22 protein-coding genes and 1 pseudogene are annotated in these 23774 nt (G+C 36.3%); 5 read left to right on the top strand and 18 right to left on the bottom strand.

Annotation, left to right across the window (positions count from 1 at the left end):
• The first annotated feature begins 33 nt into the window (after window positions 1-33).
• Window positions 34-1035 carry a pentapeptide repeat-containing protein gene (locus LDL57_RS10985; RefSeq protein ID WP_180559545.1) on the top strand — a complete coding sequence of 334 codons (1002 nt, stop codon included), beginning with the start codon at window positions 34-36 and terminating at the stop codon, window positions 1033-1035.
• A gap of 93 nt (window positions 1036-1128) precedes the next feature.
• Window positions 1129-2366 (top strand): annotated as a pseudogene (locus LDL57_RS10980) (hypothetical protein).
• A 280-nt stretch (window positions 2367-2646) separates the two neighbouring features.
• Here the strand turns inward: LDL57_RS10980 and LDL57_RS10975 are convergent.
• Window positions 2647-3048 carry a hypothetical protein gene (locus LDL57_RS10975; RefSeq protein ID WP_180559547.1) on the bottom strand — a complete coding sequence of 134 codons (402 nt, stop codon included), beginning with the start codon at window positions 3046-3048 and terminating at the stop codon, window positions 2647-2649.
• Between the two features lie 145 nt (window positions 3049-3193).
• Complete coding sequence (locus tag LDL57_RS10970) at window positions 3194-3568, bottom strand: type III secretion system chaperone family protein (RefSeq protein WP_180559548.1); 375 nt, start codon at window positions 3566-3568, stop codon at window positions 3194-3196.
• A gap of 528 nt (window positions 3569-4096) precedes the next feature.
• On the opposite strand from LDL57_RS10970, the gene LDL57_RS10965 reads away from it, so the two are divergent.
• Window positions 4097-5092 (top strand): tRNA/rRNA methyltransferase, encoded by a 996-nt coding sequence (locus LDL57_RS10965; RefSeq protein WP_225505620.1) that lies wholly within the window; start codon window positions 4097-4099, stop codon window positions 5090-5092.
• 88 nt (window positions 5093-5180) lie between these two features.
• On the opposite strand, the gene emrB is transcribed toward LDL57_RS10965, so the two are convergent.
• The 10 genes from emrB to LDL57_RS10915 all read right to left on the bottom strand — a co-directional run bounded on the left by emrB (window position 5181) and on the right by LDL57_RS10915 (window position 16757).
• Complete coding sequence (gene emrB, locus LDL57_RS10960) at window positions 5181-6722, bottom strand: multidrug efflux MFS transporter permease subunit EmrB (protein WP_225505618.1); 1542 nt, start codon at window positions 6720-6722, stop codon at window positions 5181-5183.
• A gap of 12 nt (window positions 6723-6734) precedes the next feature.
• On the bottom strand, window positions 6735-7901 hold the full coding sequence (gene emrA, locus LDL57_RS10955; protein WP_225505611.1) for a multidrug efflux MFS transporter periplasmic adaptor subunit EmrA: 1167 nt from the start codon (window positions 7899-7901) through the stop codon (window positions 6735-6737).
• 149 nt (window positions 7902-8050) lie between these two features.
• Window positions 8051-8599: a transcriptional repressor MprA gene (mprA, locus tag LDL57_RS10950; RefSeq protein ID WP_180559552.1), complete on the bottom strand. Its 549-nt coding sequence runs from the start codon at window positions 8597-8599 to the stop codon at window positions 8051-8053.
• A 534-nt stretch (window positions 8600-9133) separates the two neighbouring features.
• A complete protein-coding gene (gene proX / locus LDL57_RS10945; protein WP_180559553.1) occupies window positions 9134-10120 on the bottom strand; it encodes a glycine betaine/L-proline ABC transporter substrate-binding protein ProX in 987 nt (328 codons plus the stop codon).
• A 75-nt stretch (window positions 10121-10195) separates the two neighbouring features.
• On the bottom strand, window positions 10196-11245 hold the full coding sequence (gene proW / locus LDL57_RS10940; RefSeq protein WP_180559554.1) for a glycine betaine/L-proline ABC transporter permease ProW: 1050 nt from the start codon (window positions 11243-11245) through the stop codon (window positions 10196-10198).
• Window positions 11238-12437, bottom strand: coding sequence for a glycine betaine/L-proline ABC transporter ATP-binding protein ProV (gene proV, locus LDL57_RS10935; RefSeq protein WP_225505609.1), 1200 nt, complete (start codon window positions 12435-12437; stop codon window positions 11238-11240). Before proV ends, proW begins: the two co-directional genes overlap by 8 nt.
• A gap of 537 nt (window positions 12438-12974) precedes the next feature.
• Window positions 12975-13940 carry a class 1b ribonucleoside-diphosphate reductase subunit beta gene (nrdF, locus tag LDL57_RS10930; RefSeq protein WP_180559556.1) on the bottom strand — a complete coding sequence of 322 codons (966 nt, stop codon included), beginning with the start codon at window positions 13938-13940 and terminating at the stop codon, window positions 12975-12977.
• A 16-nt stretch (window positions 13941-13956) separates the two neighbouring features.
• Entirely contained in the window at window positions 13957-16086 is a 2130-nt protein-coding gene (nrdE, locus tag LDL57_RS10925; RefSeq protein ID WP_180559557.1) for a class 1b ribonucleoside-diphosphate reductase subunit alpha, read from the bottom strand.
• A 20-nt stretch (window positions 16087-16106) separates the two neighbouring features.
• Window positions 16107-16520, bottom strand: coding sequence for a class Ib ribonucleoside-diphosphate reductase assembly flavoprotein NrdI (gene nrdI / locus LDL57_RS10920; RefSeq protein ID WP_180559558.1), 414 nt, complete (start codon window positions 16518-16520; stop codon window positions 16107-16109).
• A gap of 9 nt (window positions 16521-16529) precedes the next feature.
• On the bottom strand, window positions 16530-16757 hold the full coding sequence (locus LDL57_RS10915) for a glutaredoxin family protein (RefSeq protein WP_180559559.1): 228 nt from the start codon (window positions 16755-16757) through the stop codon (window positions 16530-16532).
• 283 nt (window positions 16758-17040) lie between these two features.
• Between LDL57_RS10915 and LDL57_RS10910 the strand changes: the two genes are divergently transcribed.
• Together LDL57_RS10910 and cspE are read left to right on the top strand one after the other, a co-directional pair.
• Complete coding sequence (locus LDL57_RS10910; RefSeq protein ID WP_180559560.1) at window positions 17041-17523, top strand: methylated-DNA--[protein]-cysteine S-methyltransferase; 483 nt, start codon at window positions 17041-17043, stop codon at window positions 17521-17523.
• A gap of 193 nt (window positions 17524-17716) precedes the next feature.
• Window positions 17717-17926 (top strand): transcription antiterminator/RNA stability regulator CspE, encoded by a 210-nt coding sequence (gene cspE / locus LDL57_RS10905; protein ID WP_026822451.1) that lies wholly within the window; start codon window positions 17717-17719, stop codon window positions 17924-17926.
• A gap of 77 nt (window positions 17927-18003) precedes the next feature.
• Here cspE and lipA read toward each other — a convergent pair whose 3' ends face one another.
• The 6 genes from lipA to mrdB form a co-directional block, all read right to left on the bottom strand.
• On the bottom strand, window positions 18004-18969 hold the full coding sequence (gene lipA, locus LDL57_RS10900) for a lipoyl synthase (RefSeq protein WP_180559561.1): 966 nt from the start codon (window positions 18967-18969) through the stop codon (window positions 18004-18006).
• Between the two features lie 127 nt (window positions 18970-19096).
• The gene (gene lipB, locus LDL57_RS10895; RefSeq protein ID WP_180559562.1) at window positions 19097-19726 is read right to left on the bottom strand and encodes a lipoyl(octanoyl) transferase LipB; all 630 of its coding nucleotides are present in this window, start codon (window positions 19724-19726) and stop codon (window positions 19097-19099) included.
• Between the two features lie 157 nt (window positions 19727-19883).
• Entirely contained in the window at window positions 19884-20147 is a 264-nt protein-coding gene (gene ybeD, locus LDL57_RS10890; RefSeq protein WP_026822448.1) for a DUF493 family protein YbeD, read from the bottom strand.
• A 150-nt stretch (window positions 20148-20297) separates the two neighbouring features.
• On the bottom strand, window positions 20298-21509 hold the full coding sequence (gene dacA, locus LDL57_RS10885) for a D-alanyl-D-alanine carboxypeptidase DacA (protein WP_180559563.1): 1212 nt from the start codon (window positions 21507-21509) through the stop codon (window positions 20298-20300).
• Between the two features lie 148 nt (window positions 21510-21657).
• Entirely contained in the window at window positions 21658-22629 is a 972-nt protein-coding gene (rlpA, locus tag LDL57_RS10880; RefSeq protein ID WP_255653860.1) for an endolytic peptidoglycan transglycosylase RlpA, read from the bottom strand.
• A 32-nt stretch (window positions 22630-22661) separates the two neighbouring features.
• On the bottom strand, window positions 22662-23774 hold the full coding sequence (gene mrdB / locus LDL57_RS10875; protein ID WP_180559564.1) for a peptidoglycan glycosyltransferase MrdB: 1113 nt from the start codon (window positions 23772-23774) through the stop codon (window positions 22662-22664).

Raw genomic sequence — 23774 nt, 5'->3', positions numbered from 1 at the left:
AATAATGGAGAATTCAACATCATAGAGGTAAACATGTTTAAGATCTTTAAAAACGAAAATATTTTAATTTCCCCCATAGAGCCCGACCTTATTAGCGAAGAACAGCCTAAAGTAAAAAAGGACTTGGCAATTTTAAGCGAAAAATTAACTTTAGATAGTGGTTTAGGTGATAGGCAAGATTTGCAAAATAAAAAATTAGCTAGCTTACTGGAGAAATTACAAATCAGAGAAGCGGGTGATTGCTTTGAGTTAGTTGAAATTGATTTGACGGGTATGGAATTACCCGCAGAGATTGATCTTAGTAACGTTAATTTAATGCACAGTAAATTAGTGGCGGTTAAGATGATTAATGCTGATTTACAACATAGTAATTTGTCTAGCGCGGATTTGAGCAAAATAGATTTAAGGAATGCCAAATTAAATAATGCCATTTTGAAGTGGACGATTTTAACAGATGCGAATATCGCTAATGCGGATTTGCAAGACATAGATCTCATGAATGCTAATTTAAAATATTGCAATTTGGCAATGGCTAATTTGAGCAGAGCTCATCTACAGTATGCTGATTTAATGAGAGCTAAGTTGAAGGGAGCAAATTTATCGCAAGCATTTTTATTGTGTAGCATTATGCAACGTGCTGATTTAACTGCCGCAAATATGTTAAATGCTGAGATGTCCAATACAGATTTAACGGAGGCTAATTTGACTAACGCTAATTTAGAACAGGCCAGGGGGGTAAGTTCAATATTAACTAATGCTAAATTAATAGGTGCAGACTTAACGCGAGCTCATTTTCGTAGCGCTAAGATGCAAAATGTAGATTTTACCAATGCCAGTTTAATTAAGACCGATTTATGTGGCGCAGATTTAACTAATGCAAATCTCACGGATGCAAATTTAAAAAATGCTAATCTAACCAATGTTAAACTCACTAACAGCAATTTAAGTGGTGCGACAATATCTTTGCAATCGTTTATTAACTTAGATCTCCAGTCGATTATTTTGCATAAAGCCATTAATTTATCGATTGAGTAAAAGTGGGAACAAAATAGCCTTGATCGATATTTAAATCATATAAATAATCGAGAGACTAATAGTGTTTTAACCCAGATTGCCAGCATTGATAAAATGCCCGATGTGGCAAAAATAGATATGATAAAACAAATTATTGCATCATTAACAAATCAGCGAGTTGACACGTCCGCTGTCGCAGCATCATTAATCGATATTTTAGCTGAACCACCCTTTTATGCTGATACTGAAATTTCAAATTGGCTAAAAAGTGTTTGTGCTAGCTATATTGAAAAATTTAATGATTGGCCGATGCCATTACAAAAAGAATCGGTTATTAATTTGATGATTGATACTTTCCAACATTATCCTGATTTACTTTTTAGCGGTAATTCAGCCTTTATACAGACTATTTCTCAAGCTATATATAAAGTTGATTCAGCGCAATTAAAAGAAAAAGCGATCGCTATTTATGAGCATTACCTAAAAAGTAGCCAAATCCAACCTTATGTCCAGTTGGATGATTTTGGCTGTTATGGTGATAATAAAACTGATTGGTCAGACAAAAATGCGGCAAACTATATTCTATTTTCTCCTAACGAACAGGGTTATGCCATGATGTTGTCGCAAAATGTACTAACTGGAATGTTAATGCCAAATCTAACAGGCAAAGATCAAGTATTAAACCAATTTTTTCTTTACCAGCAACAAAATAATTTAAATCAAGCTGATTATCAATTAGAGGATATTTTAAAAAATAAATTTCCAATATTTTATAGCGGATATCAATCTCTGCTTCGAATAAATACTTTTAACCGTTTGCTTGATTTATTAGACTTAGATGAAAAATTGTATGACTTATTTATTGCAGTAACAAAAAAAGCTATTTCAACAGAGAAATTAGTTAACCCAGAAGAACAAATTCAATTAGAAAAGCTATTAACTAATAAAGCCTATCAGGTTCTCACGCCAATTAATTATCAATTAACAGAAAAATTTTATCAGGATATTCTCAATACTTATAAATTAAATGAAGCAACCGATAAGGAAAAAGCAGAAAAAATATTTAGCTTATCAGCGGTATTTGTCAAATATACTTCTAGTGCTATTTTGGGTACTGAAACCGAATCACCTAATGCTTTAAGATATTTTTCCTGTGCGATGTTGAATAAAGCTTATGAAATTTGCCCGTCTATTTTTGATTCCGAACAACAAGTTACCGAGTGGAAAAGTCGATTGCTTGGCTTAGAAAAAAGTTTTATTGTACTTCGCTATTGTTCAGTGAAATGATAGATCACGCAAGGAAACAATTTCCTAATCAATTAGCAACAGTATTGCCGCCTGATTGGTATTAAACATTAATCTAAATTTTATCGAGATGATTTTTTAGCTTTATCGTTGACGAGGTTATATATTATTTTGAGTGTCTATTAGCAAATAATAGCGAGTTCTCTGACTTAGGTTAACAGCGGTTTTCATATTGCCATTTTACCCATCAACATTTGATTTGAATGGTTTACAATCAATGGTATGTTGTAAAACTAAAACTTAGCATGATATCTATAACATACAGGCCCAATGATAGCTAATGATAAGAATTAATACTCAGAGAACTCACCGTGATATATGAACATATTAAGCTAACTTTTCCATACGGAAAATATGTCCTGTACTGTAATTAGTGCCATCTATTGCGCCGGCTAATAGTGCACCGCCTAAATTCATTATTGTACCAACAGGATCACCAATTTTTGCCCAGCCTACCGATGATCTGGCAAAGGCTGAGGTATTAGACCTAAAACCATTTTCAACCTCAGAGCTATCCTGTGCATACTGCCGAGCTTTCCAACTGGGTATATCTACCCCGTAAGTTCCCATACTACCGTTTATATTGTATATTGCTTGACCAAACGGTTGATGGCAATTCTGAGTCTGTTCTGAAAGCAGTTGTCGAGTTTGGCTCAATTGCTCAGGAGCGACTTGGTTTGGAAATAGTGCTTGATTAACACCAACAACTAAATCATTAAGTATCTTCATTTTTCCCCCTAGTTAAGTATTTAAAGGTTGAGCCTAAAATTAGTTATGTGTATTTAAATTTTTTGCTAAAAACTTACTCATCATGCTTAAGTAATGGCAATTGGTTGCTTTTTTTGTAACAAATAAGTTCATGATGACAAATTGATTATGCTATGATTTCTAGCATTAATTCAGAAAATTGAACAAACTCATCAAACCGGCCGATTAAGTTTTTTTCAGAAAAAACCATATCAGTAAATCCTTGCCAAATAACTAACTGTCTATCATCACTTATTGCTAATACGGGTTGATAGAGTTGATGATTTATTAAATTAAATTTCATCAACTCAAGAATTTTTTCTTGATTGAGAGTTTGTAATACAGTGCATAAAACCAATCTACCCACCGGGTACTCAATTAATCTAACAGAAAATTTTCCATCGACTCTGATGGAAAAATCAATTTGATTAAAATTTATTGGTAATTGCAGTCCAATATTTTCATACAGTAATGTTAATTGAGTCGCAAATTCATCTCTCATGTGTTTATCCCTTGCGAATAATACAAATTAGATGGTTTAATTATTAAATGAATAGAATTTAATCATGATCAGGTATAGACCTGAAATATTTTATGTTTTGTCAAAATACACATTGGTAGCTAAAAATAAGGTAAACCTAAAGGGGAGCAAATAATTAAATAAGCCTGATTTAAAAAAAACAACGCTGTTATAAAAAATAATATTTTTGACTAAGGCCGACGTTGAATGAAAAACACTATGACTATGTTTGCTTTTAGAACTTAGCGAGCAGTAAAACACTTTTGTAAGAGTAGAGATACAGCCTATACAAGCTACACTATAGCAACTTATCAATAGATAAGGCCAAAGCAGGGAAATGTCTTTTATGCTTTAGTTGGCTGAAAATCTTTCCATAGCAGCAAAATTTAATCTTTCTGAATTAATTCGTCAGCTTTCTATTTTTAGCGTTAATAATAAAGTATAAAAAGTCAGTAGCGTTTGATCCTAACATCATGTAATCTGCCTGGCATAACGTGGCTGGAGGCACTCATGAATGATTCATATAGCGGTAAAAACGGTAAAGTAAAAGTGATGTATGTTCGTAATAACGACAGCAACACCACCAATGATCGACGAAAGAATAAACATCTTTCCACTAAAAATAAGAAATCGTCATCACGCCGTAATGATCGTAATAATGAACGTTTAACGGATGATCCCTGGAAAGCGATTTCTCAACGCCGAGATCCTGTTACTAGCCATAGTGGTATTAGTGGTAAAAGTCTACTTGATCCAGAACAAATTCGTCGCCAGCGTTTAGAAGAGACACGTATCTATGGTGAGCATGCCTGTCAAGCGATGTTTAAACATCGTCCGGAGGCAATTGTTCGCGCCTGGTTTGTTCAGTCTATTACTCCTCATTTCCGTGATGCACTCAAGTGGATGGCAGCAAATCGCAAAGCCTATCATGTGGTTAACGAAGAAGAGCTAGTAAAAGCTTCTGGTACTGAACATCACGGTGGAGTTTGTTTCTTAATTAAAAAGCGTGCTGGGTTTGATGCTGAAGCTTATTTAGCCCAATCAACTAAAGTTGATTGTGTATTAGCCGTTGAGGATATTGGTAATCCACATAATTTAGGGGCAATTATGCGTAGTTGCGCTCATTTTGGCGCACAAGGCATTATTCTACATAATGTTGCAGCAATGGAGTCAGGATCTGCAGTTAGAACCGCAGCAGGTGGTGCCGAGTATATTAAATGCATTCAATCAGATAATTTTGCTACCACATTGAATAAATTCCGTCATGCAGGCTATACCATTGTTACAACGTCTAGTCATAAAGATAATATTGATATTGCTAAAGCAGAGTTACCGGAAAAAATAGTACTGCTATTGGAACAGGAAAGTGATGAATTGACGACAAGTCTTTGTCAGAAGGGCGATATGAGTTTATCTATTGGAGGCACCGGTCAGGTTAAAAGTCTAAACGTTTCGGTCGCTGCCGGTATTATATTGGCTAAATGGTGGCAACAAAATAAAATTTAGTCATATATTATTGAGATAGCGAGTAAAACTAAACTATCTCAACAACTAGCATAATTATTGCCTAACTTATTTTTTATCACGCCTTCTATTAATGTGCGCCTCCGCTGTTTTGGCTGTCCCCTGCAGTGAAAGGAGGTTTTGCCAACCAAAGTAAAACTAAAAGAGCAATAAAAACACCTGCTGATAACCAAAAAATTTCATTAGCTGAGATAATTAATCCTTGATCGGTAATCATTTTGGCTAGATAAGCTGATGATTGTTGCTCATTTAATCCTAGAGCGGATAATTTTGCGTAGAATTGTTGTGACTCTGGATTATAGGGGGTAATAATCTCCGTAAAATGGGCATAATGCATCGCTTCCCTTTGTGTCCATAAAGTCGTTGTCACAGACGTTCCTATCGCGCCGGCAAGTGTGCGGGTAAAATTTGATAGACTGGATGCTGAAGCGATCTTTTCAGCTGGCAAGCCAGATAAAGTAATGGTGGTAAGTGGCATGAAAAAGCAAGCAATAGCTAATCCTTGCACGAATTGCGGCCAGGCTGCGGCGGCAAAATCCATTGCCGGCTCAAATGTCCACGCGCGCCAATAATAGCATATGGCGTAAACAATAAAGCTGAAGGTAACGATGACACGCATATCAATTTTATGGCTAAATCGCCCAATTAACGGCGTTATTAATAGGGGTAAAATTCCGACCGGCGCTGAGGCTAAACCTGCCCAAGTTGCCGTATAGCCAAACACTTCCTGTAATAACTGCGGAAGTAGTACAATCGTACCAAAGTAGAGCATATAAGCCAGACTGAGTGATAAACAGCCAATGGTGAAGTTACGCTCTTTAAACAGTGAAAGATCAATAACCGGGTTATTATCTGTTAATTCCCAAATAATAAGGAAGCTCAATGCAATTACTGCGGTTATCGCAAGCACAACAATTTCTGTGGAATTAAACCAATCTAGCTCTTTACCTCGATCAAGCATAATTTGTAATGCACCGATACCAATGATTAGTAATGTTAATCCAATAGTATCAATGGGTTTTATTTCGGTTGCTGTTTCACGATCAGAGAGTGTTTGCATAATAATGAAAATAATAGCGAAACCGAACGGGACATTAATAAAGAAAATCCAACCCCAGTGATAATTATCACTAATATAACCCCCCAAGATCGGACCACAAATAGGGGCAATGACGATGGTTATTGACCAAAGCGCAAGCGCCATATTACGTTTAAGCGGAGGATAGTTATTAAGTAGTAAGCTTTGTGACAAAGGAATCAGTGGGCCCGCGACCATTCCTTGTAAGATGCGAAAGAAGATCAATGTTTCCAAGCTGCCAGCAATACCGCATAACCATGATGTCAGGGTGAATAGCCCGGTTGACCAAAGAAAAAGTTTAACTTCGCCAACACGTTTCGCCAACCAACCTGTAATTGGGATCGAAATGGCATTAGCTACTCCAAAGGAGGTGATTACCCAGGTACCTTGTGAATTGGAAGCACCTAAATTACCTGCGATTGTTGGGATTGCAACATTAGCGATGGTAGAATCCAAAACCTGCATAAAGGTCGCTAATGATAGTGCTAATGTCATCCATGCCAGTTTTGCGCCTTGTAATGGCTCTTTAGCCACGATAAGCTCCTTTTATTTTGTTCCTGAATTATTATTAATAATATCGGTAACGAGTTGATCGACGGGAGCCATATCAATTTTAAATACATTAGTATGGTAAACAGGATTAGCGCGAATTTTTTGTGAAAGTGTCAGGCCATTTTTATTACTTGTATCGACGGTAACTTCACTTGATAGTCCAATCCTTAGAGGATATTTCTTTAACTGTTCCGCATCAATGGTTATCCGAACGGGTAAGCGTTGAACAATTTTGATCCAGTTACCACTTGCATTTTGGGCCGGTAATAGTGAAAAAGCACTACCGGTTCCCATATCTAAGCCTTCAACGCTTCCTTGGTAAACAACACTTTTACCATAAAAATCGGTAGTGATTTTTGCTGGTTGACCGATACGTATATCAGCATGTTGGGTTTCTTTAAAATTTGCGTCAATCCACATATTATCGCTGGGTACTACCGCCATAAGCGGTGTTGCTGGGGTAATACGAGCACCGACTTGAACACTACGACGTGAAACATAGCCATCAATTGGGGTAACAATTTGAGTTCGTTTTAAAGTTAACCAAGCGTTACGAAGCTCAGTGGCCGCTTGTAAAACCGCGGGTTGTTTATCAAGCGGGGTATCTAACACGATAGCTTGATTAGCATTAAATTGCTCAACAGCAACATCTAAGGCGGCTTTAGCGCTGGTCACTGCTTCACGAGCATGTTGTAATTCTTCTTTACCAATAACGTTTGATTGGCCAAGTATTTCACGACGTTGAAGATCTTGTTGTAATTTATTTAGTTCAGAACGACGAAGAGAGATATTAGCTTGATACTGTCGACTATTAATCATATGTTGATGGGTTTGCCGCACGCTATTAGCTAAATTAGTTTTTGCTTTTTCCAATGCCAAAATAGCATCTTTGGGATCAAGCATTACCAGCACTGTGCCACTTTTTACAAAATCAGTATTTTCAACGTTAACGGTAATAACGCTGCCAGGCACCTGAGACATTAATTGGATTTGATTGCCTGCAATGTAAGCATTATCTGTACTTTGATGGTGTCGAAGCACTAAAAACCAATAAATTCCACATATTAATGCAGTAATAATAAAAAAAATACTGACTAGTATAATTATAGTTCGGCGTTTTTGTGTTTTAGTGGCTGTTATTTGTTGTTCATTAACGCCCATGTTGTATCAAACTCCATATTATTCATTTTACTAATGTTTAATCTACGCTTAATAAGCAAAAGTTTCCAGTAGCTTACTATTATACCACTGGAAACGGTATGGTTATTATTAATAATTTTTTATGATTGGGATTGGTTTTATGGTAATCATCAACATACTGTTTGATTGTCAAGATCATCAAGTTTAACTAATAACTTTCTCATCAATTTTTCGATAGTATTTTTTTCTTCAGCGCTAAAAACAGACCAAATTTTTTCTAAGTTTTCGTTTTGGCGAGGAAGTATTTTTTTTAAAAAGTTCGCCCCCTCTTCGGTTAAATGGAGATGTAAACAGCGGCGATCATTGTGACTTTCCTTACGTTCAATCCATTTGCGATTTTCTAGTTCATCTGCAATGCGCGTTGCATTTGTTCTCGAAGAACCTAAAGCATCGCTAAGTTCAGAGGGTTGTATACTATGGGTTTTTTGGGTATCGAGAATTATTAATGCCATAAATAACGTTTCATTAATTCCTTGTTTTTTAAGCATACTATTTCTATTTTCTAACAGTTTACCTTGAACATGCATACATAAGCGTGTTAGTAAAATTTGCTGATAGGGTAACGGAATCATTGATTTTTGTTGTTGTTGTTTGCGCTCATTAAGTAATTGCTCTATGGGAGAAAATGAAGTTTCTTTTTGTGTTTGTGTGCTTTCCATTATTTATATACCTTATTAGTTTCAGTTGGTAAGATAGCAACTGTCATAATCAATCTAAATGGTATATCAAAAGCTAAAATTATCAATTATAGTTATTTATTATCGCGAAATTTATTTTGTTATTGGTATTTAATTCATAAATATTTTGAATGTTAATATAAGAAAAATAAATTTTAAAATAGATTTAAATAGGCCATAACTTCTTATTTGCAAAATAATTTCATTATCAAATTAATAAAAAATAAATATCATTTGTAATAAATTATATACATTTAATATTAATTGATTGTTTTGTTATAACACTAACATTAAATTAACCATATATAAATTAAAATAAACAATGGTTAATCTAAACTAGCTATCTATTTGATTGTAAGATAATAAGTAAAAATTAATTTCCTTATTCATTTAAATATAGGTGAATGTCTTTATCGTCATTAAGTTGCAATACAATATAAAAATAGGTTGAAAAGAGAGCATTCAACCTATTTATGGAAAATCACATAAAATGTGTAACGATAGGATTTTTACAAGCTAGCTTTCTAAAGCCATCTTTATCCAGTTATTAAAAAGTTGTTGATGAGCTTTTATCCAACCTTGAGCATGACGTTCAATGTCAGCTTGCGAAGCTTCACCATTATGCATACGAAGATTCTGGGCATTAATATCTGTAATTGGAATTTTCATAATGGCAAATAGTTTTGCCGCAGCAGGATTCTTTTCCGCCCAAATTTTATTAGCGACGATATGCATTGTGCTAGGTGGAAAACCATAATTTTTACCATTTGCTAAAGTGGTATCACTTTTATCATTGTTTGGTAGTGAAGAAAAAGGAACTTGCAACCAGACAACGTCTTTACCCGGTTTAAGCAAGGCGTTGACCCAATAAGGTGCCCAGGTATAGTAGAGGATGGGTTTACCTTCTTTATAACGAGTGATGGTATCTGCAATCATCGCCGCATAGTTACCCTGATTGTGCTCTACGGTTGTATTTAAGTGATAAGCATTTAAATGGTTATTAATTGCGGCTTCACAACCCCAACCTGGGTTACAGCCAGTGAGGTCAGCTTTACCGTTACCATTAGTATCGAATAATTTAGCAATATTCGCTTCTTTAAATTGGGCTAAGTTGGTGATGTGGTATTTATCAGACGTTTTTTTATCTATTAGGTAACCTTGAACTGCATTACTGATATAGATACCTTTGCGGTATAGGCGTTTATCGCCACCAACTGCTTCATATTGAGCATTGTGTAATGGCTGCCAATTGACAGCCATAAAAGTTGCATCACCGGCAGCGAGTGATGCGTAAGCAACGTTATAGTCGACCTCTTGAGTCGGTAATATTTGGTAACCTAATTTCTGCAATGCTTTATTAACGATCAAAGTTTGGAAAGTCTCTTCCGCAATGGTGCTTTGAATAGGTTGTACTTTTATACCTTTGCCAGGTAGTTCAGTAGCAGAAAGTTTAATACTAATTAATATTGTTAAAACCGCAGCCAGAAAAACAGAGTTGCGCATTGCTATTTCCTCTCTAGGGATCACAGACAGATGAGCGAGCTAAAAATTTTTTAGCTGATGAAAATAACATTATGTTTATTGCCCAAAGCGACTTTTAGTTTTTTGCAATAAACAGATAATTAAGCCAATAGGTCCCGTGTGATACCAAGCGATATTTTTTTTAATGCTGGCTTTTTCACCTAATGATTGTGTTAGTCGATCCAGAATAATTGCCAATATGACAATACCTGTACCGCCTACGGCCGCTAATCCCATATCTAATCGGCCAATTCCCCTTAGTACCATCTGTCCCAAACCGCCAACAGCAATCATAGAGGCAATAACAACCATCGAAAGTGATAACATCAATGTCTGATTAACTCCCGCCATAATAGTTGGCGCAGCAAGAGGTAGTTGAACTTTAAATAAAAGTTGATTTCGACTGGCACCAAACGATTCTGCTGCTTCAATAAGATCATCAGGAACTTGCCTTATTCCCAAAATAGTTAATCGAATGATTGGTGGTAGAGCAAAAATAATTGTAACGACAATACCAGGGACGTTACCAATTCCAAATAACATGACAATAGGGACCAGATAAACAAACGCGGGTGTAGTTTGCATTGCATCTAATAGCGGCCGAATTATTTGACTTGCAGGTTTGCTATTTGCTAACCATATTCCCAAGGGTAAACCAATTAACAGACAGAAAAATAAGGAAGTTAATACCAGAGATAAAGTGATCATTGCTTCTGACCAGGTGCCGATGGCTCCAATGAAAACCAATGAGATAAACGTCGCTACTGCTATTTTTTTATTTGCTAACTGCCAGGCTAACAGAGCGAAACAAATAATGATAAAAGTAGCAGGTAATGTGGTTAGGATATGTTCAAAACGACTTAACATAAAATCAATTGGCAGACGGATCCCCTGAAACAATGGGCGAAAGTGTAAAACTATCCAATCGATAGCCTGCGAAACCCATGAGTCCAGCGGTATTAGTGGCTGCTGGAAGGGATGCATGATATCAAAATGTTCCGTTGCTACATCTACGGGGTTATCTAACCAATCTGTAGCGCTTTCTGTCGTTACCGTGTTCCAAGGATCATTAATTATTTCTTGATTTAGGTGAGCTTGATTAACCATTTATTGTCTCCTTATCTAATGCTTGCAGTAAGATCCCTTTGGAAATAACGCCAATATAACGTTGATTATCACCAATGACAGGAACTGCACAGGGAGATTGAGCAATGGTTGAAATAAGTTCATTAAGTGGCGTGTTGGCATCAATAGCACCAGGTGAGGTTAGAATTGCCTGCTCAATATTTTTTTTATCGTGTAATGCTTGTTCCAATGAGCTAATCGAAACGATACCGACAAATTTTTGTCCTCTTTCAATTAGATAGCCATAATCACGATCTTCATCATTCAGTATTTTTAGTGCTGAACGTGGTCCAAAACCAGGAGCAACATGTAATAGGGCGTCAGGTCGACGGCGGGCAATATCCTTGGCAGAGAAGACTTGGCTAATATCGACGCCACGAAAAAACGTTTTAACATAATTGTTAACTGGATTATTTAAGATCTCATCAGGAGTACCGACTTGGATAATAATGCCATCTTGCATAATAGCGATTCGATCGCCGATCCGCATCGCTTCATCTAGATCGTGAGAGATAAAGATAATTGTGCGTTGTTTATCACCTTGTAAAGACAGTAATTCATCTTGCATTTCTGTTCTAATTAGCGGATCTAATGCAGAAAAGGCCTCATCCATCAGCAGAATGTCAGGATCATTAGCCAATGCCCGCGCAAGACCGATACGTTGACGCATTCCTCCTGATAGTTCGTTTGGAAAAGATTGTGCCCATTGTTCAAGATTAACTTGTCGTAATGCGACTAATGCTTTTTCTGTTCGTTCTGGTTTGGCAACACCGGCTAATTCCATACCAAATGCGACATTATCTAATACATTGAGATGGGGCATTAACGCAAAGGATTGAAATACCATACTAATTTTTTTACGCCGGACTTTTCGTAATTTTTCCTGCGAAATGCTAGCAATATCTTCGCCGTCGATTAAGACTTGACCTTTGGTCGGTTCGATTAGGCGATTGAGGAGGCGCACTAGGGTAGATTTTCCTGATCCCGATAGACCCATAATGACAAAGATTTCGCCTTCTTCAATGGCCAGATTGGCGTTTTTGACACCAACAGTTAAACCGGTTTTATTAAATATTTGTTCTTTATTTAAGCCTTTATCGATAAGTTTAAAAGCTTGTTTAGGGTGATCTCCGAATATTTTGTATAAATTTTTCACTTCAATTTTAAATGACATGTAATAATAATATCCTTTGATTAGTTAATTAATGGTGTATTAATTCTTCGTATCCTTATTTAAATTTATGCTTTATATAACCTAACATAATGAAATATGCTGACAACCCTATATTTAATAAAATTAATCAAAAAGAAGGGTGTTTTTTTGGAGAGAATGTGGATGGAGCCTTAATTTTGGCGCAACTTGTTTTTGAAATAATAAGGTTTTGTTTTATAACTAATTGATATTAATGTAAATATATTTATTTCTCATTAAGGCTGTTATTTTTGGCTTTATCAAGTGATCTTTAGTATAAATTTTTATTTACCAATTAAATTAATTTATGAATTTAATTAATTTTATTTTTTATAGTCAAATGCTATGGGTAATTATTGCGAAAATAGGTTTGTTTTCGGTTATCAAGATAAGAGAGAAATTGATTTGATATCTGTTATTGATAATAAAAAGCAGGCTAAATAAAGTATGCATATATAATATTCTAAACTGCATTTATTTAGCTGCTTTATTATCATTATTTAAAAAAATATTAAAAAATCAGAAATTCCAATCCTCATCTTCTGTAGTAATGGTTTTACCAATAATGTAAGAAGAACCTGAACCAGAAAAGAAATCGTGATTTTCATTGGCATTTGGTGATAGTGCTGACAAGATTGCCGGGCTAACATCAGTCATTGTTTCCGGGAAAAGTGACTCATAACCCAAATTCATTAATGCTTTATTGGCATTATAGTGAAGAAATTTTTTTACATCTTCTGTCCAACCAACGTCATCATATAAAGATTCACTATATTTAATTTCGTTCTCATATAAGTTTAATAATAAGAAGTAAGCAAAATCTTTTATTTCGTCTTTTTCTTTCGCACTATATTTGATTAATGATTTTTGAAATTTATAACCGATATAGTAGCCATGGATTGCTTCGTCACGGATTATTAACCGAATAAGATCGGCAGTATTGGTTAATTTGCCTCGGCTTGACCAATACATTGGCAGGTAAAATCCGGAATAGAAGAGGAAGGATTCGAGAAAGACACTGGCAATTTTTTTCTTAAGTGGATGAGTATTACAATAGTGCTCCAGTATTAAATGGGCTTTTTTTTGTAAAGCGCTATTTTCTTCACTCCATTGATAAGCATCATCAACATCAGAAGTCAGACAAAGGGTTGAAAAGATAGAGCTGTAAGAACGAGCATGAACGGCCTCCATAAAGCTGATATTTGACATGACAGCCTCTTCATGAGGTGTTAAGGCATCTGCCATTAATGCAGGCGCTCCTACGTTGTTTTGGATAGTATCCAATAGGGTTAAGCCAGTAAAAACACGTATTGTTAGTTTCTTTTCCTCTTTTGTTAATGTATTCCAAGTTGGAATATCATTTGAAAGCGGAATTTTTTCTGGTAACCAAAAATTGGTGGTTAATTTATTCCATACTTCTAGATCCTTATCATCCTCAATACGGTTCCAGTTGATTGCTCGTACTATCGAATTTGTTATCGCCATTTGTTAAACCTATAAATTATAGTGCACATGAAACGCAGCCTTTGACTTCAGTTCCTTCTAAAGTTGATTGGCGGATACGAATGTAATAAAGGGTTTTTATACCTTTTTTCCAGGCATATATCTGAGCGCGATTAATATCTCGTGTGGTTGCGTTATCAGTAAAGAAAAGGGTTAATGATAGTCCTTGATCGACATGTTGAGTAGCAGCCGCATAAGTATCGATGATTTTTTCAGCGCCTATTTGATAAGCATCTTGATAATACTCTAAATTTTCGTTCGTTAGGTAAGGCGCAGGATAATAGACGCGGCCAATTTTACCTTCTTTACGAATTTCAATACGCGCAACAATAGGATGAATACTTGAAGTTGAATGATTAATATAAGAAATAGAGCCAGTTGGCGGAATGGCTTGTAAATTCTGATTGTAGATCCCATGCTCCATAATAGATTGCTTGAGTTTTTGCCAATCTTTAGAAGTGGGAATATGAATGGCCGAGTGTTGAAATAGCTGTTTTACTTTTTCAGTTTTAGGTTGCCACTGCTGATTGATATATTTTTCAAAATATTCGCCAGAGGCGTATTTAGAGTGCTCAAAACCGCTAAAATAGTGTTGACGCTCAATAGCCAGCTTATTTGAGGCCTGCAATGCGTAGTAAGTTACGGTATAAAAATAGATATTGGTGAAATCAATCCCCTCTTCTGAACCATAATAAATATGTTCACGTGCTAGGTAGCCATGTAAATTCATTTGCCCTAAACCAATAGCATGTGATTTTTTATTACCTTCTTGAATCGAAGGCACTGATTGGATCTGGCTCATATCTGAAACTGCCGTCAATGCTCTAATAGCAATTTCAATTGAATGTGCAAAGTCTGGGGAATCCATCGTTTTAGCAATATTCATTGAGCCTAAATTACAACTAATATCTTTACCTACATGGCGATAATCTAAATTTTCGTCGTAAATACTGGCATTATTAACTTGTAAGATTTCTGAACACAGATTACTCATATTAATTCGGCCATAAATAGGATTTAGACGATTGGCATTATCTTCAAATAAAATATAGGGATAGCCTGATTCAAATTGAATTTCTGCTAAGGTGAGAAAAAACTCACGGGCGTTGATCTTCTGTTTGCGAATGTTTTTATTATTTACCATCTCTGAATATTTTTCAGTGATGTTAATTTCTGACATAGGGACACCATAACAGCGCTCAATATCGTAAGGTGAGAATAGGTACATATCTTGATTATTTTTAGCCAAATGAAAGGTAATATCCGGGATCACTACTCCTAGTGATAAGGTTTTAATGCGGATTTTTTCATCGGCGTTTTCACGTTTAGTATCTAAAAAGCTTAAAATATCGGGGTGATGGGCGTGAAGATAAACGGCTCCAGCGCCTTGTCTTGCACCAAGTTGATTGGCATAAGAAAAGGCATCTTCTAACATTTTCATTACAGGTATGACACCAGAAGATTGATTCTCAATCAGCTTTATTGGGGCTCCAGCCTCACGTAAATTAGTCAGTAAGAAAGCCACACCGCCGCCACGTTTTGACAGTTGTAAAGCCGAATTAACAGAGCGGCCTATCGATTCCATGTTATCTTCTATGCGTAGTAAGAAACAAGATACCAGTTCACCGCGCTGTTTTTTACCGCAATTTAAAAAAGTGGGAGTTGCTGGTTGGAAGCGGCCACTAATGATTTCATCTACCAGTTGGCTAGCTAACTCCTGATTTCCTTGTGCAAGTGTCAGAGCAACCATGCATACTCTATCTTCATAACGTTCTAAGTAACGTCTACCATCAAAAGTTTTTAAGGTATAACTAGTATAATATTTAAAAGCGCCAAGAAATGTTTGAAAGCGAAACTTGTGGTTATAGGCTTGCTGGAAAAGTTTTTTTATAAAAGTAAATTCATATTGTGCCAGTATTGCCGATTCGTAATAATTTTCTGCTAATAAAAAATCCAGTTTCTCTTGTAAATTATGAAAAAAAACCGTGTTTTGATTGACATGGTGGCGGAAGTAATGATGTGCCGCCTGCTTATCTTTATCGAGTTGAATTTTATTATCGTTATCATACAGATTTAGCATGGCATTAAGCGCATGATAATCGAGTTGTTCTTGAGGCTGTACTGTCATAAAGGAAGCTCCGTATTACTTTACTGCATTTGTTGTTGCCAAAATTGTTGTAACCCTTGGCGTACTTGTTGAAGATCCCATTCAGTACCGAGTAATTCAAAACGATAGAGCAATGGTACTTGGCATTTAGCGGAAATAATGTTGCCTGCTATAGCATAAGTTTCACCAAAATTACTATTTCCTGAAGCAATGACGCCTCGTAAAAATTTTCGATTCTGTTGTTGATTTAAAAAGTAAATAACAGGTTTAGGCACAGCTCCTAATGTGCCACCACCACCATAGGTAGGTAGCAGTAAAACGTAAGGCTGTGTCGCATTTGTTAGCATTTCATTTGCATCCATGGGAATGCGGGTAGCCGGGATCCCCAATCTTTGCACAAAGCGATGGCAATTTTCCGATTTGCTGGAATAGTAAATAAGCGACTGTGTTTTCATGATATTGTTTTAGTTACTGGCTAATTGACTGATCATATCTGGACGAAAGCCTGACCAATGTTGCTTACCTGCAATAACCACGGGCACCTGTTGATAGCCCAATTTGGTAATAAAACGCAGTGCTTCATGATCTTGGGTTAAATCCACAACATCATAAGGTAAGTTTTTACGTTTTAGTGCTAGACAAGTAGCATTGCACTGTACACAATCTGGTTTGCTGTAGACGGTAATAATCATTGTTAGCTCCTTAATGCATAATGACTAAGTTTACAATCGATCAATTATTATAAATACTATATCTTGATTTATTTTTATTCAACCATACTATATATAGTGTTATCTGATTTGTGGCAGGAATTATATCTAACTTGTTATTTCAACAAGAAATAAAAAATTTGTATTTTTATAATATTTTTTTAACAATGTTCCAATAGGCAGAAATATTTTTGCAAATAGAGTTAATTTTGCTTGAGGAATAAAATGAATTGTTAAAATAGTTCTCTATTTTAAGGAAGTTGTTATGTACCACCATTATTTTTCCACTCCCAGTGATTTTCCAAGACCTTTCATTCACATTAGCGCTGATAATCATGGAGTAACCAGTGTTAATTTTGTTAAAAATATAATTGAAAAAGAAGGTAAAAATGCGCATATCGAACAGTGTATAAAAGAATTACAGGAGTATTTTAATGGTGAAAGAAACAATTTCTCTGTACTACTAAATCCTACCGGTAGCTATTTTCAAAAAAGAGTTTGGCAGCAACTTAGTGAAATTCCATATGGCCAATGTTGGAGTTATAAGAAACTGGCAATTGCGCTAGGTTCTGCTAATTTTTGTAGAGCAGTTGGTATGGCCAATTCACGTAATCCTATTGCACTTATTATTCCGTGTCATCGCGTTATTGGTCATGATGGTAAATTGGTAGGTTACAGCGGCGGGTTAGATATCAAAAGCTGGCTTATAGGTTATGAAAAGAATAGAAATAATCGAAAAATTGGCTAAAAATGTTATAATAAATATTAATAAACACGATTATTAGTTTTTTTTATTGTTTTTTTAGGTTGTTATCCTATATACAATGATAATTTAGGTTTTTGATTAATTTCGTGATCTTGGTAGTAGACAATCAAGCATAATTTTTGCTGTACTATATGCGGCACAAACTGTGTGTTTTTATTAAGTAAAGGTAATTTTGATGTCAAAAGTTAAAGGTAACGTTAAGTGGTTCAACGAAGCTAAAGGTTTTGGTTTTATCACTCCAGAAGATGGCAGTAAAGATGTTTTCGTTCACTTCACCGCTATTAAATCCGAAGGTTTTAAGACTTTGGCCGAAGGTCAGAAAGTCGAGTTTGATATTACTGAGGGGGAGAAAGGGCCATCTGCTATCAACGTTGTCGCCATTTGATTTACTTTAAGAATTTATAATAGTCCGTCTCAATTAATGAGACGGGTTTTTATGTTGGTATGAAATTAAATGATTTATCATTTAATTTCTATGCCTTTCGCTTGTAAATCTGCATGATAAGATGAGCGAACTAATGGGCCACAGGCGGCATGCGTGAAACCCATTGCGATTGCCTCATTTTTCATTTCTTCAAATTCTTTCGGGCTGACGTAACGTTTTACTGACAGATGATGACGGCTGGGTTGCAGATATTGACCCAAGGTTAGCATGGTAACGCCGTGGCGGCGTAAGTCACGCATAACATCAACAATTTCTTCATTAGTTTCACCTAATCCAACCATTAATCCTGACTTTGTGGGTATTTCAGGATGCATTTGCTTGAATTTTGCAAGTAGTTGTAATGACCATTCGTAATTAGCGCCAGGACGCACTTGGCGATAGATACGCGGAACATTCTCAAGGTTATGATTAAAGACATCAGGTGGCGCGGTGGCTAAAATTGTTAAGGCGCGATCCATACGGCCACGAAAATCAGGCACTAGCGTTTCTATTTTGATGTTTGGATTTTTCTCTCGAATAGCAGTAATGCTATCAGCAAAGTGTTGGGCTCCGCCATCACGCAGATCATCACGATCAACGGAAGTAATGACAACGTATTTTAATCCCATATCTTTAATGGTTGCTGCTAATTTTTCGGGTTCATTGGGATCAGGAGCATTAGGTCGTCCATGGGCAACATCGCAGAATGGACAGCGACGAGTACAGATAGCACCTAAAATCATAAAAGTGGCAGTACCGTGATTAAAGCATTCAGCCAGGTTAGGACAAGAGGCTTCTTCACAAACTGAATGTAAGCCATTTTTACGCATTGCGTTTTTGATTTCTTTTATTCGACTGGAATCAGCGGGAAGTTTTATTTTCATCCACTTAGGTTTAGGTAAAATTTCTGTATGATCCGTTCTAACTGTTTTGACAGGGATCAGTGCCATTTTATCAGCGTCACGATATTTAACGCCACGCTCCATTTGAATTGGTCTACTCATAATTATGCCAGTTCCATTAGGTTCCTGCTGCGGATCAATAATAGATATATTTTATGCTAACACAGATGCTCATTATTTATGCCATGTTTCAATTTTTTTTTAATAATTATAAAAAAATTATAACAACTTATTCTGCAAGTTGAAATCCTAATAGGTTGCAGAAATGCTTTACTAGTAAAGGTTCGACATCTTTAACCTGACAGCCAGGAACTAAATCATTAAGTTGAGTCATTTGCATACCGGCATAGCCACAAGGATTAATACGCTGAAAGGGGGCAAGATCCATATTAATATTTAATGCTAGGCCATGAAACGAACAACCTTTATGAATACGTAATCCGACAGAGCATATTTTTTTTTGTTCAACATAAACACCGGGAGCTTCGCGCTGTGCATAAGCGGAAAGACCAAATTCAGATAAAGTATTAATTACCGTATCTTCCAGTGTAGTAACCAGCTCTCTTACACTCATTTGATTACGCTTTAGATCTAATAAAACATACATTATTTGCTGACCCGGGCCATGGTAGGTGATTTGTCCGCCACGATCAGATTGGATAACGGGAATATTTCCAGGCGCCAGTAGGTGCTCTTTTTTACCAGCTTGGCCTTGGGTAAAAACAGGGTAATGCTCCACTAACCAAAGTTCATCTGGCGTATCAACCGTGCGTTTTTTAGTAAACTGATGCATCGCATCGGAAATGGGTTGGTAAGTATGAAGCCCAAGTTGACGTAATATAATAGTTTCTTTTAACAATCTTTTTCTGCCGCTGATAGGGGTATATGCACTAATTATGCAGTATAACCTGCGCAAATTATTCTTACTAGCATAGCTAGTAGGGCACTTGAAATTATAAAACTCGAAAATATCAGTTTTTCCGGTTTATAATTTCAAGCACAGTAATAAATTGTGTCTACAACACCATACGAACTAATTCTAGTTTAGCTAATTCTTCATACAGTTTTTCTATCTGTTCAATATTGGTTGCTGTGATGGTAATTGATACTGAGTGAAAGTTACCTTTACTGCTTGGTTTAACTGATGGTACATAATCACCCGGAACATGCCGTTGAACCACTTCAATAATTTGATCAGTTAACTCAGGTTTAGCGACTCCCATCACTTTGTATGTAAATGAGCAAGGGAACTCTAGTAGTTCATGTAGTCTGGTTTTCATAGGTTCTCCTAAAATACTACCACCACCCTTATTACAATATTAAATGTTATATGATTTAGATAGTATACTTATTCATATTTCTTAATTAAAATTAAGTTATAAATTGAACATATTTACTATAATCAAGGTTGCAATGTAATTTTTCAATATTTAGCCAAACCAGCGCTGAAAAAACAATTTAATATAATCTAATATCTTACTAAAAAATCCACCTTCATCGACTTCTTTCAATACCACCAGCGACCGTTGTTCAATGATCTTACCATCTAATTGTAAGTTAATCGTGCCCACCACTTGGTTTTTGGCTAAAGGCGCCTGTAGTTCAGTATTGTTTAATATGTAACTGGCTTTTAAATCTTTCATACGGCCACGGGGAATGGTCAGATAAAGATCGTTTTCAATACCTAGCTTTACTTGATCAGTATTAGCAAACCAAACAGGTTGAGAGGCAAATTCCATCCCGCCTTGTAATGGGTTAACAGTTTCAAAAAAGCGAAAGCCCCAAGTGAGTAATTTTTTACTTTCTGCATCACGCCCTTTACTGCTATGACCACCTAATACAACAGATATTAGTCGCATATTACCCTCGGTAGCAGAGGCAACTAGATTGTAACCGGCAGCACTAGTGTGTCCGGTCTTAATACCATCTACATTCAGACTTTTATCCCATAACAAACCATTCCTATTTAATTGACGGATTTTATTAAAGGTGAACTCTTTCTCTTTATAAATGGCATATTCTTCAGGCACATCGCGGATCAAGGCTTGACCGATTAACGCCATATCACGTGCGGAACTATATTGCCCATCGGCATCTAAGCCATGGACAGTAAGAAAGTGAGTATTTTTTAATCCAAGCCGTTGCACATTATCGTTCATTAATTTGACAAAACTCGCTTCGTCACCCGCTACATACTCGGCCATTGCAACACATGCATCATTCCCAGACTGCAGGTTAATACCACGTATCAGTTGAGATACAGAGACGCGATCACCGGGTTTTAAGAACATTAGCGAAGAGCCTTTAAAAACCGGATTACCAGTAGCCCAAGCATTTTCGTCGATAGTAACAATATCATTCATGCTAATTTTGCCGGCTTTAATGCTTTGACCAATGATATAACTGGTCATCATTTTAGTTAGACTGGCAGGATCACGACGTTGGTCGGCATTTTTTTCTGCTAAAACTTTGCCTGAATAATAATCAATAAGAATATAAGCTTCAGCGTCAATATTTGGTGCTGAAGGTATCATATTGATTTGCATCGGATTATTGCTATTAGCTAATAGAGTGCTGGAAAATATAAGACTAGTAATTAATATTAGACTACCGATAGAACGGGAGAAAATTGCATAGTTCATAATAATATACGAGATCCGCGGGCAATATGTTAATAGAGTGGGCATCCTATTATCAGCATAAAAAAGCAATATTCTATTCTAAAACAGAGATGCCAGCTTAGTTGATTTTTGTTTTACTCTAATTAGATTTTATTGATTAATCAATAAATTATTCGCTATTTATGATAATGCTCGATTGTTGTAACTCTGTTAATATTTTATTTTTTATTTGTTCCGCTGTATGAGGATCTTGAAATGGGCCAAGTTGTACGCGATAGATATTGTTAAATGCTTGAATACGGCCAGGTGTGTTCAGTTGTTTCGAAACAGACTGTTGCCATGCTTCTGCTTTTGCTTGATCACTTAATGCACCTATTTGTACAAAGTAATGTTTAGCAGCTCCACTAGCTGATTTCACTGGCGACGGCTTAGGATGGTTATTTTCAACAATCCCATTCGTTGCTAGCGTATTGCCGATTGTCATTGGTTGGGTTGATTGAGATAAAGCGGCTGGGTGGTGAGGCTGATTCCCCGCTGTTGATTGATTGGTGCTTGCAGCCAAGTTTATGGAATGGGTTTCTAATTTCGGTGGTTTAGGTAAAGCATAACTTTGTTTAGCAATATTGACACCAAGTGTACCAGGTCCGGTTAAAGTGCCGGCAGGGGAAACTAAGATCGGATCAATTTTAATACGCGCCGTTTGCATTAAATTTAATCTATCGGCAACTGCTCGTGATAGGGCAATAATTTTACCTGATATATAGGGTCCTCGATCATTAATGCGTACTATTATCATTCTGCCATTAATTAAATTAGTAATGCGGGCATAACTTGGAATAGGTAAAGTAGGGTGTGAAGCTGTGAACGCATAAGGGCTGGCTTTTTCACCTGTTGCAGTTATTTTACCGATAACTTCAGAGCCAAAAATGCTGGCAAAACCTGTTTCACTAAAATGAGCAGGATCTTTTACTATTTGATAAGTTAGACCATTCAGTTGATAGTCATTATTAGCGCCAGCATGATAAGGTTCGTAACGGGGCTCTGCTCCTAATATATCTTGTACCGGCATCTTAGGCATATCGGTATTTTGTTGAGTTTGGGAAGCACAGCCAGCTAAAATTGCTATTATAATGCTAAGCATAAGCCCGTGATAGTGCATTACAGACCTCATGGTTATAAACTTTTTGACAGAAATTTTCGGTGGGTATGGATTGACATAATAATACCGAACCCAGCCATTAAAACGATTAATGCAGAGCCGCCATAACTTACCAATGGTAAAGGAACACCCACTACAGGTAAGATACCGCTAACCATGCCAATGTTGACGAATATATAGACAAATAAAATTAACATTAGGCCACCAACCATCATTCTACCAAAGGTATTTTGTGCATTGGCAGCAATTATTAGTCCGCGCATAATTAGCAATAGATATAATGCAAGTAAAATAACGACGCCAATTAAGCCAAGCTCTTCAGCTAGTACTGCAAAAATAAAATCAGTGTGGCGTTCTGGTAGAAATTCTAATTGCGATTGGGTGCCATGTAACCAGCCTTTGCCAAATAATCCCCCTGAACCAATAGCAATTTTTGATTGGATAATATGATAACCCGCTCCCAGTGGATCCGTTTCTGGATCGAGTAACATCATAACGCGATCTCGTTGATAATCATGCATCAAAAAGAACCATAGAATGGGAATAAAACAAGCAATACCTGTGGCTGCAATGGCAATCAATTTCCAATTCATGCCTGCTAAAAAAAGGATAAACAAACCGGAAGCAGCAACTAGAATAGATGTACCCAGATCAGGTTGAGCGGCAACAAGTAGTGTAGGCAGAAATATAAGTATCAATGCTAATAGCGTATTTTTTAGTGTGGGAGGACAGAGATCGCGATTGACAAAACGTGCTACCATCAATGGAACCGCAATTTTAGCAATTTCAGAGGGTTGAAAACGAATGAAGCCAAGATCTAACCATCTTTGTGCACCTTTACTGATTTGACCAAATGCATCGACAAAAACTAATAAAATTAGACAGAAAATATAGAGATAAGGCGCCCAATTTTCATATATACGCGGTGAAATTTGCGCCATAACAAGCATAACAACAAATCCAATCGCGATTTGTATTAGTTTACGTTGCATCATATCAATATCTTGCCCACTCGCGCTCCACATGATCATGACACTATATATTGTTAAGGCAAGAATAATCAGCAACATTGGAATATCAATATGTAAACGTGTCCAAATAGGTAATTTACGTGAATTATCGCTCAT

Source organism: Arsenophonus apicola, assembly GCF_020268605.1.
Classification (GTDB): Bacteria; Pseudomonadota; Gammaproteobacteria; order Enterobacterales; family Enterobacteriaceae; genus Arsenophonus; species Arsenophonus apicola.
This window is presented reverse-complemented; position numbering and strand designations above follow the sequence as displayed.

What these genes read in the sequence shown, in the direction of transcription:
- LDL57_RS10985 (WP_180559545.1), top strand. Translation starts at nt 34, where the DNA reads ATGTTTAAGATCTTTAAAAACGAAAATATTTTAATTTCCCCCATAGAG.
- LDL57_RS10975 (WP_180559547.1), bottom strand. Translation starts at nt 3,048, where the DNA reads ATGAAGATACTTAATGATTTAGTTGTTGGTGTTAATCAAGCACTATTT.
- LDL57_RS10970 (WP_180559548.1), bottom strand. Translation starts at nt 3,568, where the DNA reads ATGAGAGATGAATTTGCGACTCAATTAACATTACTGTATGAAAATATT.
- LDL57_RS10965 (WP_225505620.1), top strand. Translation starts at nt 4,097, where the DNA reads ATGAATGATTCATATAGCGGTAAAAACGGTAAAGTAAAAGTGATGTAT.
- emrA (WP_225505611.1), bottom strand. Translation starts at nt 7,901, where the DNA reads ATGGGCGTTAATGAACAACAAATAACAGCCACTAAAACACAAAAACGC.
- mprA (WP_180559552.1), bottom strand. Translation starts at nt 8,599, where the DNA reads ATGGAAAGCACACAAACACAAAAAGAAACTTCATTTTCTCCCATAGAG.
- proX (WP_180559553.1), bottom strand. Translation starts at nt 10,120, where the DNA reads ATGCGCAACTCTGTTTTTCTGGCTGCGGTTTTAACAATATTAATTAGT.
- proW (WP_180559554.1), bottom strand. Translation starts at nt 11,245, where the DNA reads ATGGTTAATCAAGCTCACCTAAATCAAGAAATAATTAATGATCCTTGG.
- proV (WP_225505609.1), bottom strand. Translation starts at nt 12,437, where the DNA reads ATGTCATTTAAAATTGAAGTGAAAAATTTATACAAAATATTCGGAGAT.
- nrdF (WP_180559556.1), bottom strand. Translation starts at nt 13,940, where the DNA reads ATGGCGATAACAAATTCGATAGTACGAGCAATCAACTGGAACCGTATT.
- nrdE (WP_180559557.1), bottom strand. Translation starts at nt 16,086, where the DNA reads ATGACAGTACAGCCTCAAGAACAACTCGATTATCATGCGCTTAATGCC.
- nrdI (WP_180559558.1), bottom strand. Translation starts at nt 16,520, where the DNA reads ATGAAAACACAGTCGCTTATTTACTATTCCAGCAAATCGGAAAATTGC.
- LDL57_RS10915 (WP_180559559.1), bottom strand. Translation starts at nt 16,757, where the DNA reads ATGATTATTACCGTCTACAGCAAACCAGATTGTGTACAGTGCAATGCT.
- LDL57_RS10910 (WP_180559560.1), top strand. Translation starts at nt 17,041, where the DNA reads ATGTACCACCATTATTTTTCCACTCCCAGTGATTTTCCAAGACCTTTC.
- cspE (WP_026822451.1), top strand. Translation starts at nt 17,717, where the DNA reads ATGTCAAAAGTTAAAGGTAACGTTAAGTGGTTCAACGAAGCTAAAGGT.
- lipA (WP_180559561.1), bottom strand. Translation starts at nt 18,969, where the DNA reads ATGAGTAGACCAATTCAAATGGAGCGTGGCGTTAAATATCGTGACGCT.
- ybeD (WP_026822448.1), bottom strand. Translation starts at nt 20,147, where the DNA reads ATGAAAACCAGACTACATGAACTACTAGAGTTCCCTTGCTCATTTACA.
- dacA (WP_180559563.1), bottom strand. Translation starts at nt 21,509, where the DNA reads ATGAACTATGCAATTTTCTCCCGTTCTATCGGTAGTCTAATATTAATT.
- rlpA (WP_255653860.1), bottom strand. Translation starts at nt 22,629, where the DNA reads ATGCTTAGCATTATAATAGCAATTTTAGCTGGCTGTGCTTCCCAAACT.
- mrdB (WP_180559564.1), bottom strand. Translation starts at nt 23,774, where the DNA reads ATGAGCGATAATTCACGTAAATTACCTATTTGGACACGTTTACATATT.